The 14687-nt window shown below is 67.5% G+C and carries 12 protein-coding genes and 1 pseudogene; 1 reads left to right on the top strand and 12 read right to left on the bottom strand.

What is annotated here, in order from left to right; genetic code table 11:
- Positions 1 to 569 precede the first annotated feature (569 nt).
- The gene (locus N1F91_RS24710) at positions 570 to 1496 is read left to right on the top strand and encodes a dienelactone hydrolase family protein (RefSeq protein WP_289996143.1); all 927 of its coding nucleotides are present in this window, start codon (positions 570 to 572) and stop codon (positions 1494 to 1496) included.
- A gap of 37 nt (positions 1497 to 1533) precedes the next feature.
- Here the strand turns inward: N1F91_RS24710 and N1F91_RS24705 are convergent, their stop codons facing one another.
- The 12 genes and pseudogenes from N1F91_RS24705 to N1F91_RS24650 all read right to left on the bottom strand — a co-directional run bounded on the left by N1F91_RS24705 (position 1534) and on the right by N1F91_RS24650 (position 14664).
- On the bottom strand, positions 1534 to 3003 hold the full coding sequence (locus N1F91_RS24705; protein WP_289996142.1) for a nucleotidyltransferase family protein: 1470 nt from the start codon (positions 3001 to 3003) through the stop codon (positions 1534 to 1536).
- Complete coding sequence (locus tag N1F91_RS24700; protein WP_289996141.1) at positions 3000 to 3692, bottom strand: glycosyltransferase family A protein; 693 nt, start codon at positions 3690 to 3692, stop codon at positions 3000 to 3002. Before N1F91_RS24700 ends, N1F91_RS24705 begins: the two co-directional genes overlap by 4 nt.
- Positions 3689 to 4447, bottom strand: a complete 759-nt coding sequence (locus N1F91_RS24695; protein ID WP_289996140.1) for a glycosyltransferase family A protein — start codon at positions 4445 to 4447, stop codon at positions 3689 to 3691. The genes N1F91_RS24700 and N1F91_RS24695 overlap by 4 nt, the downstream gene beginning before the upstream one ends.
- Complete coding sequence (locus N1F91_RS24690; RefSeq protein WP_289996139.1) at positions 4444 to 5523, bottom strand: serine kinase; 1080 nt, start codon at positions 5521 to 5523, stop codon at positions 4444 to 4446. The genes N1F91_RS24695 and N1F91_RS24690 overlap by 4 nt, the downstream gene beginning before the upstream one ends.
- A gap of 4 nt (positions 5524 to 5527) precedes the next feature.
- Positions 5528 to 5938 carry a PqqD family protein gene (locus tag N1F91_RS24685; protein ID WP_289996138.1) on the bottom strand — a complete coding sequence of 137 codons (411 nt, stop codon included), beginning with the start codon at positions 5936 to 5938 and terminating at the stop codon, positions 5528 to 5530.
- A gap of 288 nt (positions 5939 to 6226) precedes the next feature.
- Positions 6227 to 7948, bottom strand: coding sequence for an AMP-binding protein (locus tag N1F91_RS24680; protein WP_289996146.1), 1722 nt, complete (start codon positions 7946 to 7948; stop codon positions 6227 to 6229).
- Between the two features lie 99 nt (positions 7949 to 8047).
- Positions 8048 to 9562 (bottom strand): amidase, encoded by a 1515-nt coding sequence (locus N1F91_RS24675; RefSeq protein ID WP_289996145.1) that lies wholly within the window; start codon positions 9560 to 9562, stop codon positions 8048 to 8050.
- 528 nt (positions 9563 to 10090) lie between these two features.
- Positions 10091 to 10579 (bottom strand): annotated as a pseudogene (locus N1F91_RS24670) (ATP-binding cassette domain-containing protein); the annotation flags it as partial.
- Between the two features lie 4 nt (positions 10580 to 10583).
- The gene (locus N1F91_RS24665; protein WP_289996137.1) at positions 10584 to 11300 is read right to left on the bottom strand and encodes an ABC transporter ATP-binding protein; all 717 of its coding nucleotides are present in this window, start codon (positions 11298 to 11300) and stop codon (positions 10584 to 10586) included.
- A complete protein-coding gene (locus tag N1F91_RS24660) occupies positions 11293 to 12324 on the bottom strand; it encodes a branched-chain amino acid ABC transporter permease (protein WP_289996136.1) in 1032 nt (343 codons plus the stop codon). The genes N1F91_RS24665 and N1F91_RS24660 overlap by 8 nt, the downstream gene beginning before the upstream one ends.
- Positions 12324 to 13190: a branched-chain amino acid ABC transporter permease gene (locus tag N1F91_RS24655; RefSeq protein WP_289996135.1), complete on the bottom strand. Its 867-nt coding sequence runs from the start codon at positions 13188 to 13190 to the stop codon at positions 12324 to 12326. The genes N1F91_RS24660 and N1F91_RS24655 overlap by 1 nt, the downstream gene beginning before the upstream one ends.
- 238 nt (positions 13191 to 13428) lie before the next feature.
- On the bottom strand, positions 13429 to 14664 hold the full coding sequence (locus N1F91_RS24650; protein WP_289996134.1) for an ABC transporter substrate-binding protein: 1236 nt from the start codon (positions 14662 to 14664) through the stop codon (positions 13429 to 13431).
- Between the last annotated feature and the right edge of the window lie 23 nt (positions 14665 to 14687).

Genomic DNA, 14687 nt, shown 5'->3' with positions numbered 1-14687 from the left:
TCAGCTCGTTGCGCACTCGCCCGCATCGCTCCGCCATCCCTTCGACCGATTCGTCGACAAGCGGTTTCCCGAGCGCTAGCGGCAAAAGTGAGTCGTTCGTGAAATGAGGGGATTCATGAGGACTCCGGCACGCCACTCCGCTTTAATTCGCCACTATACGAAGTAAACAGTCAATCCAAAAATGGCGCCTTCTTCTTAACGTTGGATTCACTAAGCATCTTGCGCTTGAGTTGTCCTCTCGTCCGTCGACGCCCAGCGTATCACTCTCCAGCTTGTGTTTCGACAGGTCCACCGTTTAGAATCTCATTGGATTCAACCATTTGCCGCTACGCTTCCCGACCGCATTCATATCATCTAATAAACGATCGGATTGAGCCGTCTATTTGTAGCCGGTACGGGATGGCGAATGAACGGCCGAGCGATTCCTCTACAACCTGTTGCAACAACGACACACGCATTTAGCTACTGGCGAGAGTACTCGGGGTTTCGCGCATTGCCGCTGAGGAACCCATGCGGTAGATCAGGAGAAAGACCGCATGGTCGCTTTTGCAATCTGAAGATCGCCGCCAATGGCAGGCAAACCTTTCCGACGACAGGTCGACCGCTGCTGCGCCGCCATGGCCGCCCGCGCTCTGGCTGGGCTCGTCGTCGCCCTGTTGGCCGGGTGCCAGTCCATCGGGGGCATGGTCGTCCACTTGCCGGAATCGGCGGTCACTACGGCGGGCTCCGGCGCGGTGGCGATACCGGTTGCGGGACTGTCGCGTCCCTTGCCGGCGACGCTTCATCTTCCCGCCGGGACGCCCCCCTTCCCGCTCGCCGTCGTCAGCCACGGCTCCGACCAGCGCCTCGAGGTCCGGGCGCGCATGACGATGCCCGCCTATCCCGCGCTGACCGAGTTCCTGGTTGGCGAAGGCTACGCGGTGCTTATCCCGCTGCGCCCGGGCCACGGTCCGGCGGGCGGTCCTTATCTCGAGGACCAGGGCGGCTGCGAGCGGGCCGACTACCGTGCATCGGGACTGGAGACCGCCCGGCTGATCCGGGCGGCGATCGACCATGCGGAGACGCTGCCGGCCGTATCGAAAAACGATACGCTGGTCGTCGGCACGTCCGCGGGAGGCTGGGGCGCCATCGCCATCGCCTCGACCGATCCGGATGGCATTCGCGGCTACGTGAACTTCTCGGGCGGCAGAGGGGGACGCAACCGCGGCCGGCCCGGCGTCAACTGCGCTCCCGAACGGCTCGTCGAGGCGGCCGGTGCGTTCGGGCGCAGCGCGCGCCTGCCGGCCTTGTGGCTCTACGCCGAGAACGACAGCTATTTCGGCCCGCAGCTCAGCCAGGCCATGGCGGAAGCCTATCGCGGTGCCGGCGGACGCCTCACGTTTTCACTTCTGCCGGGCACCTCCGGCGAGGGCCACGGCCTGATCAACCGGCCCGCGGCGGCATGGGCGGACCCGCTGCGCAGCTTCCTGCGCGAGATCGATGACAGCCGGAAGTAGCGCCCCCTTTGCAAGAAGCGCGAAGGGCAGCCCGGGCTCACGCAGACAGGCTCGACTCCGCGATGGAAAACGGGACCGCGCCGTACAGCGCCAGGTCCTGCGGGGCCGCCCCTCGCCGCAGATACCGCGCAGGCCGCGCCTCCAGCGTGAGCGGACCCGCCTCGGGAAGCGTGACGACGCCCTCGAACACCAGCCTGCGCGGCCCTTCGCGGCGATCGAGCTTGCGGTAGCGCAGCCTTGCAATGTGTCCGGCAGGCGAGCGCAATTCGAACTCGATGCGCCGCCGGGTGGCCGGCAGGGTGCAGTCGAGCACGAGCCGGATCCGGCAACGTCCGGGATGATCAGGCCCGGCCGGCAGGTCCGCACGAAACCGCGCCGGGCGTTCCGGTGCTGGAGACGTTGCTCCGCCAATTGCCCGACCGCGCAGCAGATCGTCCGGCAAGGGGCTTCTCGCCTTCGGCCCGGCGCGCATGCGGCGCAGCTTCGCCAGTCCGCGCGCCAGCGCGAGGACCCGCTCGCCCTCCGCTCGGGGACGGGCCTGCAGCAGCACGGAGAGCCGGTCGGCGAAGGATCGGCCACGCGCCCGCGCGACGAGCGGCTCGAGCACATCGGCGGGGACGGGGCTGCCGATGACGGACACAAGATAGGACAGCGCGACGGCCGCGGGGACGGCCAGGCCGCGCTCCTCGACGACCGAGAGAAACGCCGCCCAGTCGAGGTCGGTGCGGCGGACAGCGGCGTCGCAATCGACCAGCCAGTCGCTGTGGGCATGTGCGTCCAGGCTGCCATGCGCGATGGAAAGAGCCAGCCTGTCGGCCGTCGACGGAACGCTGACGGCGATGCCCGCGAAAACGGCGGGCACCGCACGCTGCCACAGCGCGGCGTCGTCTTCGGCACTCGCGTGAACCGGGTGGAAGGCGGCCTGGTGCAGGTCGACGTCGCCATAGTCGCCGCGCAGGAAGTTCAGCGCCCTGACCGCGCCGAGCCGTCCGCGCAGGAAGTGCATCGAGACGCCGGTAGCGGGCTCCCATCCGTCCGTAACGAGACATTCGAAGGCGGCATCCATGGAGCCCGGCGGCACGAGAAGGTCGATGTCGTGCGAGATGCGCGAGCGCTCGGCGCCGGCCTCGACGGCCACGCGTGCCGCGCCCTTCATCAGCATGACGGGGATTCCCGAAGCGGTCAGGGCGGCCAGCACCGGCTCGGCCTCGCGCATGGCAAGGCGCGACCGCGTCCAGAGCATGCGCTGCAGCCCGGCGAGGCGGGGCTGCGCCGGAAACTCGGCCAGGCGCCTGCCGAAACGTTCGGACAGCGCCGCAAGCAGCCGGTGCTCGCGGAAGCCGACGACATCGATGTCGTGTTGCGACAGCCAGGACCGCGCCGCGGCAAAGGCGGCGTCTTCGTCGCGGGCGGCGACCGCGCGAATGAGGAGATCGAGATCGCCGGCAGGCCAGGCCCAGCCGAGATCGGGAAAACGGCGACGAACAGCGGATCGCGGGGCGGTCACAGGTCTTCGTTCCGCTTGCGCCGGAGGATCGCCCGTCGGGCGACGTCCAGATAGCCCTTGTCGCGCAGCGGGTTGTTCCGGTCCGACAGGCTGCCGGGACGCATGCGCCGCAGCGCGACGACATCGGGATGCATCGACAGCGAATGACCCGCTTCCCGTGCCCGGGCAAGCCAGTCGATCATGTCCCCGGCAAAGCCGGGAGGATCGATGACGGGGCCGACCGACCTGACCACGTCGGTCAGTGCGAAGAGCGTCGTGCGGGTCCAGCCTGGCAGGGGAGCCGCGACGCGGTTGGCCGGATCGCCGGAAAAGGCCTGCCAATGGCCGAACGCCAGGGCGGTCCCGGCACATGTTCCGAGAAAGGCGAACTGGCGCTCGATCTTGTCGGGCAGCCACAGGTCGTCGGCATCGAGCGTCGCCAGATAGGGCGTCGAGACCGCGGCGATACCGGCGGTGGTCGCAGCACCCGGTCCGGCATTCGCCTGCGATAGGATGTCCACCGGCAAACCGGCCGCTCTCACGGCAGCCACGGTGGCATCGGTCGAGCCATCGTCCACCACGATGACGCGGACGGGCGGACGCGTCTGGCCCCAGACCGACGCCAGGGCCTCGGCGATCGTGCTCTGCGCGTTCCAGGCCGGGATGACCACGGTATAGGAACCTGGTTCGGCAATTCTCTCCGTCGTCACATCAGGCCCCGCATCTTCTCCATCTCCGCCACGTCGAGGAACGGCGGGATGGAGCGCAGCAGGGACGGGTCGTTCTTGCGCCGCTGCGCCGACTTGAGCATGGCCCGCATTACCCCCCGGCGCAGGGCCTCGGTGTCGGCCGTCATGTTCGCCTCGTGGCGGCGGTAGAGCACGGAGACATGGTCGCAAAGGACATGCGGTGTCCCCCGTTCGAATATCCGCAGCAGGAAGTCGAGATCCTCTCCGACCGGAAGCTGCGGATCGAACGGTCCGACCGCCTCCACGAGTTCGCGGCTATAGGTCCCGGTGCTGAGGCTGATGCCGCGAACGGTGGCGCAGACCGCACCCCTCGCGACGGAGAATGTCTGCGGGTCGATGTCGTTGACGAGGGTCATGCGCGAATAGACCATGCCGAGCGAGGGATCGCCGGCGAAGAGGGCGAGGTCGGTGGCGTAGCGCCCCTCGGTGGAGACGTCGTCGGAATCGAGGAAACTGACGAAACGCGTCTCGGGCAGCAGGTTGCGCAGACCCGTGTTGCGGGCAGCGGTGACGCCGGCATTTTCCTGGCGGATAAGCCTTATTCCGCCTTCCTCTTCCTGCAGTCTCCGCACCACGTCGCGGCTCCCGTCGGTCGAACCGTCATCGATGACCAGGATGTCCAGATCGACCTCCGGACGATGCCGCAGGAGCGAGCGGATCGCAGTTCCGACATAGCGCTCGCGATTGAAGACAGGCATGATCACCGTCGTCGTCACGGCCGGCCATCCTCGATGAAGCGCCGCAGCCGCGCCGCGATCTCGGCAGGCTCCGGTCCGAGATGCAGGACATAGCCGGGCAGACGGCCGGCGAGCGTCGCGAAGAAGCGGAAGCCGCTCTCGCGTTCTCCGGGCATCTGCCAGAGAGCGCTTGGCGCGAGCGCAAGCAGGACGTCGCGCGCCGATGCCGGTTCGAGCGTGGTGCGTGTCGCCCCCGTCTTCGGGATCAGGATCGCCTGGAGGCCGAGGCGCGGGGGAATTGGCCCGACAGCAATGTCGCGGACATGAAACTGATGTTTGCCCTGCCAGTTGAGCGGCCGTTCGCCGATGCGCTCGGCAAGCCCCAGCCGCGCATAGCCGGCGGGATCCTGCTTCAGCGTGCCGTAGAGCGGCGCTGCGGAGACGCCGCCTGAGAGGTCGACGAGGACGTAGTCGTCACCGACGCTGGCGAGCCCTGAAAGCAGGCCGGCAACCACCGTTCCCGATTTGCCCGCGCCGCCGGCGCCCGCAAGGAGCACGCCCCTGCCGTCGAGCCCAAGCGTCCCGCCATGCACGAGCCGGCGGCCGATGGCCGCGTAGGCCCAGTGCAGGAAGACGCGCAGCGGCGCGCCCGGCTCCCAGGGCGGATAGTCTTCTGGCCCCTGCATCAGTTGCACCGCCCTGCCTTCTCCAGACGACATGACCTGCCAGAGGCACTGGTCGTGGGAGAAGCTGGCCTGCAGACCGGCCGGTCCGAGGCGCCGGTTCAGCTCGTGCGGAAAGTAGGGTTCGTCCCCCCATGGTCGCGGCGCCTCCACGCCGCTTAGGCCGGCATGCAGGATCGTCACCGACAGGGTCTTGCGGTCCTGCCCGGCAGCCACTGTCAGCGGCACGATCGTCTCGGCGATGGCCTGCTTGAGCGGCCCCTCGGACAAGCGGACCGTCAGGTCGAGCCAGGGCAGCTGAATCCGCGTCGGCTGAAGGCGTGCGCCTGCGGAATCCGCCATGGCCAGAAGTGCGGCGGCATATTCGGCGACGGATGCGCTGCCGATCGTTCCCGCCCGGTCGTCGCCTCTCTCGCGTGCCGCGATGCCCATGGCGTCAGCCCTGCTTCACGACGGGCCAGCCGGCCGGCTCCTCGACGTCGTGGATGGGATCGGCCGTGAAGAGCTCGGCAAGGTCGTCGAACACGGCCACTTCGGGCGCATCGCCTGCTGCGGCGAACCGGGCGATGGCCGAAAGGTCCGGCGCGGCGCCGGAACCCTGCGGCTGGCGGACGAGCAGACCGTGTCCGCACAGCGTTTCCGCGAAAGCCGCTATCGGTGCAGGATCGCTGCCGGCGGCTGCACCGATCGATGCGGGCGAAGCGCCTGCGCCGAACATGTCCCAGAGTGCGCCGGCACTGCGGGACAGGCTGAAGTAGCGTCCGGTCGCCAGATCGACGACGACGACGTCGCCATCGAAGGACTCCGACACGACATCCCGGCTGGCAACGCGATAGCCCTGAGACATCGGATCCACGATATCAGTAATGCTGCTGCCCTCGCCCAAGCCCGTCCCTCACAGATCGACCGCTTCATTTGCCGGAACCGATTGGCCGACAGTCCCCGACGTCATCTCAGTTCACCTTGAAGTTGCCAAGTCAAGCTACTCCTGGCCGAAACCTGGTCAAGGCCAATCGGCGCTCTACTCAGTTGTAGGACTGCTGCGCGGTCCGGGCCGTCCTCCGGCGCATTTCTGTATGTAGCCGGGACCTCGAGTGGCGATACTGCCCGCCACTCGCCGAGACCGCGATGGAACTCACGCCGTTGCCGCTGTCTTCAGCCCCAGTTCGGCGATCATGGCGTCGCGCATGACGAATTTCTGCGGCTTGCCGGTCACCGTCATCGGCAGCGCCTCCATGAACCGCACGTGGCGCGGCACCTTGTAGTGGGCGATCTGGCCGCGGCAGTAGCTGCGGATGTCTTCCTCGGTCGCGGTTTCCCCGGGGTGGAGCACGATCCATGCGCAGAGTTCCTCGCCATAGCGCGGGTCGGGCACCCCGAACACCTGCACGTCCGAGATCTTCGGGTGCCGGTAGAGGAACTCTTCGATCTCGCGCGGATAGACGTTCTCGCCGCCGCGGATCACCATGTCCTTCACCCGGCCGACGATGTTGCAGTAGCCGTCGCGGTCGATCGTCGCGAGGTCGCCCGTGTGCATCCAGCCCTCCTGGTCGATGGCCTCGGCCGTCTTCTCCGCCTCGTCCCAGTAGCCTTTCATGACCGAGTAGCCGCGCGTGCACAGTTCGCCGGACTGGCCGACCGGCACGGTCTGTCCGCTCTCGTCGACGATCTTCACCTCGACATGCGGGCCGATGCGCCCGACGGTCGCGACCCGCTTGCCGATCGGATCGTCGACGTCCGACTGGAAAGACACCGGGCTCGTCTCGGTCATGCCGTAGGCGATCGTCACCTCCGGCATGTGGAGATCGGAGACGACCCGCTTCATCACCTCGATCGGACATGGCGCGCCGGCCATGATTCCGGTCCGGAGCGAAGCGACGTCGTGGCGCTTGAAATCGGCACTGTCGAGCATGGCGACGAACATGGTCGGCACGCCGTAGAAGGCCGTGCACCTTTCGGACGCGATCGCTTCCAGCGCCGCTGTCGCCTCGAAGCCCTCGCCCGGGAACACCATGGCCGCGCCCTTGGTCACGCAGCCGAGCGTTCCCATCACCATGCCGAAACAATGGTAGAGCGGCACGGGAATGCACAGCCTGTCGGCCTCGGTCAGCCGGATCGTGCGGGTGACGATGTCGGCATTGTTGAGGATGTTGGCATGCGTCAGCGTCGCGCCCTTCGGTGCGCCGGTGGTGCCCGACGTGAACTGGATGTTGATCGGATCCTGCGCATCGAGCGTCGCCGTGACCAGGTCGAGCCGGTTGCGTTGCGCGGGCCCGGCGAGGCGCGAAAGACCGTCGAAGGACAGCATCCCGGGCGAGCGCTCAGGCCCCATGCGGACGACCGCCCTCAGCGAAGGCAGCCGCGCCGCCGACAGCCGCCCCGGTTCCGCCGTCTCGAGTTCTGGCGCCAGCGTCCGGATCATCCCGAGATAGTCGCTCGACTTGAAGCGCGCCGCGGTGATCAGCGCCTTGCAGCCGACCTTGTTCAGCACGTATTCAAGTTCGGACGTCCGGTAGGCGGGGTTGATCGTGACGAGAACGACGCCGATGCGTGCCGTCGCGAACTGCGTCACCAGCCATTCCGGCCGATTGGGCGACCAGATGCCGACCCGGTCGCCCTTCTGCAGCCCCAGCGCCAGCAGGCCCGCCGCGACGGCGTCGACCTCCCGCGCCAGCTCGGTCCATGTGTAGCGTTTTCCCGCCTCGCGGAAAATCGCTGCCGGATGCGGCCCGCGCCGTGCGGCGGTCGCCGCGAGGACCTGCGGGATGGTGTGCTCCAGCAGCGGAACGGACCGGTCGCCAGCGACATGAGAGAGCCCGCCATGCGGTTTCCGCAAGGCAGGGCCGACCGGCGGCATCGGTGCCTTGCCGCCGAGCAGGCTCGACGACAGGCCCGCCGCAAGCGATTGCGACAAGGCGTTCACGATGTTCCTCCCGTCACGCGACCGCGTCCGTCCCTACATCGTCCTCCAGTCGGCGATCCGCTCGAAGGCGGCGGCCGCGCGGTAGATCGTGCTTTCCTCGTAGTGCTTGCCGATGAGCATCATGCCGATCGGCAGGCCCTCGGAAAGGCCGACGGGAACGGTCATGGCCGGGTGACCCGTCGTGTCGAAGGGGCAGGTATTGCCGATCATCTCGAAAGCGCGCTGGATGTAGAGCGCCAGCGAAGCATCCGCCGGCGGGATCTTCTGTGCCTTGATCGGCATGGTCGGCATCAGCAGCAGGTCGTACTGGCCGAGCGCCGCGTCATAGGCCGCGCGCAGCCGTCGCGACAGGTTCTGCGCCTTCGCATAGTAGTGGCCGCGATGGTGCTTGAGCATGAACTCGCCCACGAACATCGAGATCTTCAGGCTTTTCGACAGCTCGTCGGCCCGGCTGCGCCAGTTGGAGTGATAGTCGAGCAGGCTCGTCACGTAGAGCCCCTTCCATCCCGTGGCGAAGCCGTTGCCGTGCATCATGATGTCGGTGAGGCCCTCCAGCGCGATCGGCGTCCAGATCGCCTGGCCCTGGAGATGCATCGGCACCGAGATGTCCTCGACGGTCGCGCCGAGCTCGCGGAAACGTGCGGCGGCCTTGCGTACCTTGTCGTCGACGTCGGGTTCCGAATTGGCGAGGCCGAAACCCTCGCGGACGATGCCGATCCGCATCCCCGACACGCCGCGCCCGAGCGCATCGGTGTATCGGTCGAGACGTGGCGCATACTGGCGCGGATCGAGCCCGTCCTCGCCGGCGATCACTTCCAGCAGCAGCGCGTTGTCGCGCACGTTCTGGGTGATCGGCCCGGCATGGTCGATGGTCGGCTCGATCGGCATGACGCCGGTGTAGGGCACTAGCCCGTGCGTCGGCTTCATGCCGTAGGCGCCGCAGAAGGAGGCAGGCATGCGGATCGACCCGCCCTGGTCGCCGCCGATCGCCATGTCGACCTCGCCCGCGCCGACGAGGGCGCCGGAACCGGAGGACGAGCCGCCTGCGATGTAGCCCGTCTTCCACGGATTGTGCACGGGGCCGGTCGCGTTGGTGTGGCTGCCGCCCGAGAGGCAGAAATACTCGCAATGCGCCTTGCCGACGATCGTGCCGCCGGCATCGAGGATGCGCGTCACCACGGTGGCGTCGACGTCGGGCGTATACCCTTCCAGCGTCGAGGCGCCGTTCATCATAGGCACGCCGGCGAGGCAGACATTGTCCTTCAGCACGATCGTGCGGCCGGACAGCGGTCCCGAATGCGCCCCGCGGACCTCCGACTTCACGTACCAGGCGTTCATCGGGTTCTCGGCAGCCGACGGGCGATAGCCCGGCGTGCGCGGATACTTCACCTGCGGCAGGTTGTCGGGCATCGAGGCGACGACGTCGTAGGCCTCGAACGAGCCTTCCATCAGCGTCATGTAGTCCATGAGTTCGCGGTCTCCCATGGACATGTGGAGGCCGCTGACGAGGCTGCGCATCTGCTCCAGCGTGGGTCGCCTGACGTGCATGGGGTACTCCCTGGGAAGGTCTGTTGCGGCCGGTTCCGTCCGGCGCGGCATCGCGGGCGCTGCGGCAGGAGGCGCGGCAAAAGGGGATGACGGATGGGACGCGGCCATAGAGGCAGGCACGGGACGCGCCGGTGCGGGGGAGAGCACCGCATGCGCGGCCATCGCCGGACTGCTGGCCGGCCCGAAGGTCGGCACACCCGGCTGCGCCGGCGCGGCGGAGGGGCGGGAGCCTGCTGCTTTGGCCACCGGCTGCGTGGACGGGCCATGGCCGCCGACCGCCCGCGTCCGCCGGACGGAGCCGAAGCCCAGGAACTCCTCCACCTGGCGCGGGTCCTTCAGCGCCTCGGCATGGATCTCGCCGGTGACGCGGCCGCGCTCCAGCACCACGACCCGATCGGACAGCGTCGCGATGAACTCGAAGTTCTGCTCCACCAGCACGACGGTGAGGCCGCGGCTCTTGCGCAGCCTGGTCAGCGTGTCCTCGATCTCCTCGATGATCGACGGCTGGATGCCCTCGGTCGGCTCGTCGAGGAGCAGCAGCCACGGGTTGCCCATCAGGCAGCGGGCGAGCGCGAGAAGCTGCTGCTCGCCGCCCGACAGCGCGCCGCCGTCGCGGTCGAGCAGGCGTGTCACCCGCGGGAAGTCGGCAAGCACGCGTTCCACCGCTTCGGCCTCGTCGGTGCCGGTGTCCGCATGCCAGGCCATCCGCAGATTGTCGCGCACCGAGAGTTTGGGGAAGATCCCCCTGCCCTGCGGCACGTAGCCGATGCCGCGTTGCGAGCGCTGGTGCGGCGCCAGCCCGGTGATGTCCTCGCCGTCGAGCCGTACCGACCCGCCGGTCGCCGGGATGAAGCCCATCACGGTCTTCAGGAGCGTCGACTTGCCCATGCCGTTGTGGCCGAGGATGCCGACGAACTCGTCCGCCGCCACCGTCAGGTCGATGCCGTGCAGCACGGGAATGCGCCCGTAGCCGGCGGTCAGGCCGCGGATCTCGAGGGCCGAGCGGGTATCGGTCATGGCGCTACCCCCTCTTGCCAAGGTAGACGTCGCGGACGCGGCTGTCGCTCATCACCGCCTCGACATTGTCCTCCATCAGCACGGCGCCCTGCGAGAACACGGTGATCTGGGCGGCGATGGAGCGGATGAACTGCATGTCGTGCTCGACGATGATAAGGGCTGCGTCGCGGTTGATCTCGTGGATGATCGCGACCATCCGCTCGACCTCCTCGCCGGTCATGCCGGCGGCGGGCTCGTCGAGCAGCACGAGCCAGGGCCGCGCGGCCATGACGATGCCGAGCTCGACGCGCTGGCGCTCGCCATGGGCGAGGCGTCCGACGGTGGCACGCGCGATCTCGCCGAGCCCCAGCCGCTCGATCACCTCGGCCGCCGTGCGGTCGGCCTCCTTGGTCCCGGTGAGCCGGTAGGCCGAGAGCCAGATGTTCTCGCGCACGCTGAGGCCGTCCATGACGCTCGGCACCTGCGTCTTGATGCCGACGCCCATGCGCGCGACGAATTGCGGGTCCCAGCCGGTGGTCTCGACGTCGTCGATGAAGACTTCGCCCGAGGTCGGCTTGAGGATGCCGGTGAGGCAGCGGAAGAAGGTCGTCTTGCCGGCGCCGTTCGGCCCGATGAGGCAACGCAGCTCCTTGCGGCGAAGCTTGAAGGAAACGTTGTCGACGGCGGTCACGCCGCCGAAGCGCATGGTGAGGCCACGGGTCTCCAGAACGACGTCAGCCATCGGCGCGCCCCCTGCCCCGCCGTCCGCGCCGCACGGCGTTCGGCCGGTTGCGGCGCGACGAGCTGCCGAAGGCCGTCATCAGCGACGGCACCACGCCGCGCGGCAGCACGAGCACCACCACCACCAGGATCAGCCCCATGATCAGGACGTTGTCGACGGCGGTCTGCTGGCCGAGCGCGAACTTGAGATAGCCCAGCACGGCAGCACCCAGCACGGGTCCCACCAGGGTGCCGAGCCCCCCGACGATGCACCAGATGATGATCTCGGCCGACTGGCCGAGCGAAAACAGTCCGGGCGTGACGATCTCGGCCCAGGAGGCATAGAGCGCGCCGGCAAGCCCCGCGATGCCGCCGCCGATCGCAAACAGCACCGACTTCCGGAAGCGGGCGTCATAGCCCATCAGTTCGACCCGGTTCTCGTTCTCGCGGATCGCCACCGCGATGCGTCCGAACGGACTGGCCAGCAGCAGCCGCACCAGCACGTATACGATGAGGAGGATGACGAAGGAGACGTAGTATAGGCTGGAGTCGTAGATGTAGGCGGACGGGTCGCCCGGCACGTTCAGCGTCTGGTAGCCGGGCATGCCGTTGTAGCCGCCGAGACGCGCGGTTCCGATCTGGTACTCCGGCCCGGCGGTCGTGTTCATGAACCGGAAGAAGATCAGCGTCACGACCAGGGTGATGACCCCCATGTAGACGTCCGTCAGCCGGCCGTAGAACATCATCGCGCCGAGCAGGAAGGCAAACACGAAGGGGACGGCGATGGCGATCAGCATCGGCGCCGTGCTCTCGCCGATGTTGGCGGCCGACACCGCGTAGGCATAGGCGCCGAGCCCGTAGAAGGCGGCCTGGCCGAAGCACAGGATGCCGCCGAAGCCCCAGATCAGTCCGAGGCTGAGCGCGAGCAGTCCGTAGATCACGAGCAGCGTCAGCGTGTAGAAATTCAGGACGAGCGGCGCCACGAACATCAGGATGACGCCCGCCAGGACCACCCAGGCGGCATCCCGCAGCTTGGTCGTCTCCATCACAGCCGCCCCTTGAAGAAGCGTCCGGTGATGCCTTGCGGCAGGAGGCGCAGGAGGATGATGGCCGTCACCAGCAGCGCCACCTCGCCGATCACAGGTCCGGAGAGGAAGGTGAAGGTCTGCGAGACGAGGCCGAAGACGGTGGCGCTGGACAGGAGGCCGAGCACGATCGACGCGCCGCCGGAAATGACGGTGATGAAGGCCTTGGCGATATAGGCCGAGCCCCAGGTCGGCACGAGGCCGACCAGCGGCGCAAGGACGCCGCCGGCAAGCCCGGCGAGCGCCGAGCCGACGAAGAAGGTGCTCATGTAGACCCGGTCCGGACTGTAGCCGAGAGCCGCCGCCATGTCGGCGCTCTGCATCGTGCCGCGGGCGACGAGACCCAGCCGCGTCCCGCGCAGGATCGCGTAGGCGGCGACAAGGAGCAGGATCGACACGATGATGATGAAGAAGTTGTAGCCGTTGATCTGGTAGGCGCCGAGCGTGAACCCGGAGATAGGCGTCGACACGCCGGTGGTGGTGTTGCCGAAGATCATGACCGCGGCGCCGGTGAAGGCGAGGCTGAGCCCCCAGGTGGCGAGCATCGTGTCCACCAGCCGGCCGTAGAGGAAGCGGATCACCAGCCGCTCCACGATCAGGCCGATCACGCCGACGACGAGCGGCGCCACGATCAGCATGGCGATGTAGACGTTCACGCCGGCCTGCACCGCCATGATCGTCGCATAGCCGCCCATCATCATGAACTCGCCATGGGCGAGGTTGATGACGCGCATCATCCCGAACACGACCGCGAGCCCTGCGCTGATCAGCACCAGTACCGCGATCGAGTAGAGGATTTCGAGGATGAAGACGGCTGCGAGGTCCATGCCGGTCCTGTGGGCGGAGAAAGTTCAGTCAGAGCGCTGCGCAAGTCTGTCGCGGAAGCACCGAAGCACCCCCTCACCGACCCTTCGGGCCACCTCTCACCTGCCCGGGCAGCGGGACCCAGGCTGGTTTGGCGCCGGCGTCTCGGCATCGAGTTTCCTCTCCCCCGGGCAGGGGGAGAGGTGGCCGCGAAGCGGACGATAAGGGGGTGCCTGAGGCGTCACCCCTTTGCGTCGGCGATCAGATCTTGATCTCGTACTGCTGGTTGTCGTCCGGATTGGCGACGAGGTCGCAGACGAGCTGCGTGTCGATCGGCTGGCGCGCGCCGAAGCTCTGCAGGACGTTGAGCTTCTGCCCGCGCATCTCCATCAGGTGGACGTCGAGCGTGGCATGGTGCGTCTTCGGGTCGATCGTGACCTTGCCGGCCGGACCGTCGAGCGAAAGGCCGCCGTCGAGCGCCTCGATCACCTTCGCCTGCTCGACCGAACCCGCAGCCTTGACCGCCTCGGCCCAGAGCAGGATGCCCTGGTAGTTCGACACCGCGAGTTCGTGGATGTTCGGCACCGTCTCGGCCCCGTGCATCTCGCCCCAGGCGGCGGTGAAGGCCTTGTTGGCCGGCGTGTCGAGTTCGGGCGAATAGTTGTAGCACACCACGATCCCGTCGCCCTCCTCGGGCGTCAGCACCAGATGCTCCGAGCCGACGCCGAGCGTCGTCGATGCGAGCGGAATGCGCGACTTCATGCCCGCGGCCGCCCACTGGCGGTAGAAGGACAGGTGCGCGCCGCCGACCAGCGCCGAATAGACCATGTCGGGCGCTGCGGTCTGGATCTTGGTGATGGTCGAGCCGAAGTCGGAAACGTCGAGCGGGAAGAAGTCGACCGCCACCGTCTCGCCGCCGCCGTCCTTGAAGTACTTCTGGATCCAGCGGGCCATGAGCTGGCCGTAATTGTAGTCGGCGGCCAGGATGTAGACCTTCTTGCCCCACTTTTCCATCGTGTAGGGGATCTGCACCTCGGTCGTCTGGGCCGGCGTAACGCCAGTGACGAAGCAGTTCCTGTCGCAGACGCCGCCTTCGTACTGGATGTTGTAGAAGTAGAGCGTGTTGGCGCGGCGCAGCGTCTGGCGGATCGCCTCGCGCGAGGCCGACAGGATGCCGCCATGCACGACGTCGACCTTGTCCTGACGCGTCAGCTGCTGGGCGTACTGCGTGTAGAGCGCCATGTTGGACTGCGTGTCGTAGCCGATGTGCTCCACCGGACGGCCGAGCAGGCCGCCGCCGTCGTTGATCTGCTTGACCGCGAGCTTCACGGCCATGTCGATCGGCTTGCCGTAGGCGTCGAAGATGCCCGAGATGTCGAACACAGTGCCGAGCTTGATCGGATCAGCCGCGAAGGCGTTGCGGATGAAGGCCGGGCTGGCGAGCACCGCCGAACCGGCGGCGGCGCTCTTGAGGATCGTGCGTCTGGAAATCGTCATTCTCATTCCCCTTTTCTCGTTTC

This window comes from Aquibium sp. ELW1220 (genome assembly GCF_030398385.1).
Lineage (GTDB): Bacteria > Pseudomonadota > Alphaproteobacteria > Rhizobiales > Rhizobiaceae > Aquibium.
The sequence above is the reverse complement of the archived record's forward strand: the minus strand, read 5'-3'. Positions and strand labels throughout refer to the sequence as shown.

Bases quoted from the DNA above. Each gene is read 5' to 3' on its own strand.
- N1F91_RS24710 (WP_289996143.1), top strand. From the start codon at position 570: ATGGCAGGCAAACCTTTCCGACGACAGGTCGACCGCTGCTGCGCCGCC.
- N1F91_RS24690 (WP_289996139.1), bottom strand. From the start codon at position 5,523: ATGGGCATCGCGGCACGCGAGAGAGGCGACGACCGGGCGGGAACGATC.
- N1F91_RS24685 (WP_289996138.1), bottom strand. From the start codon at position 5,938: ATGTCTCAGGGCTATCGCGTTGCCAGCCGGGATGTCGTGTCGGAGTCC.
- N1F91_RS24680 (WP_289996146.1), bottom strand. From the start codon at position 7,948: ATGCCGCCGGTCGGCCCTGCCTTGCGGAAACCGCATGGCGGGCTCTCT.
- N1F91_RS24675 (WP_289996145.1), bottom strand. From the start codon at position 9,562: ATGCACGTCAGGCGACCCACGCTGGAGCAGATGCGCAGCCTCGTCAGC.
- N1F91_RS24665 (WP_289996137.1), bottom strand. From the start codon at position 11,300: ATGGCTGACGTCGTTCTGGAGACCCGTGGCCTCACCATGCGCTTCGGC.
- N1F91_RS24660 (WP_289996136.1), bottom strand. From the start codon at position 12,324: ATGGAGACGACCAAGCTGCGGGATGCCGCCTGGGTGGTCCTGGCGGGC.
- N1F91_RS24655 (WP_289996135.1), bottom strand. From the start codon at position 13,190: ATGGACCTCGCAGCCGTCTTCATCCTCGAAATCCTCTACTCGATCGCG.
- N1F91_RS24650 (WP_289996134.1), bottom strand. From the start codon at position 14,664: ATGACGATTTCCAGACGCACGATCCTCAAGAGCGCCGCCGCCGGTTCG.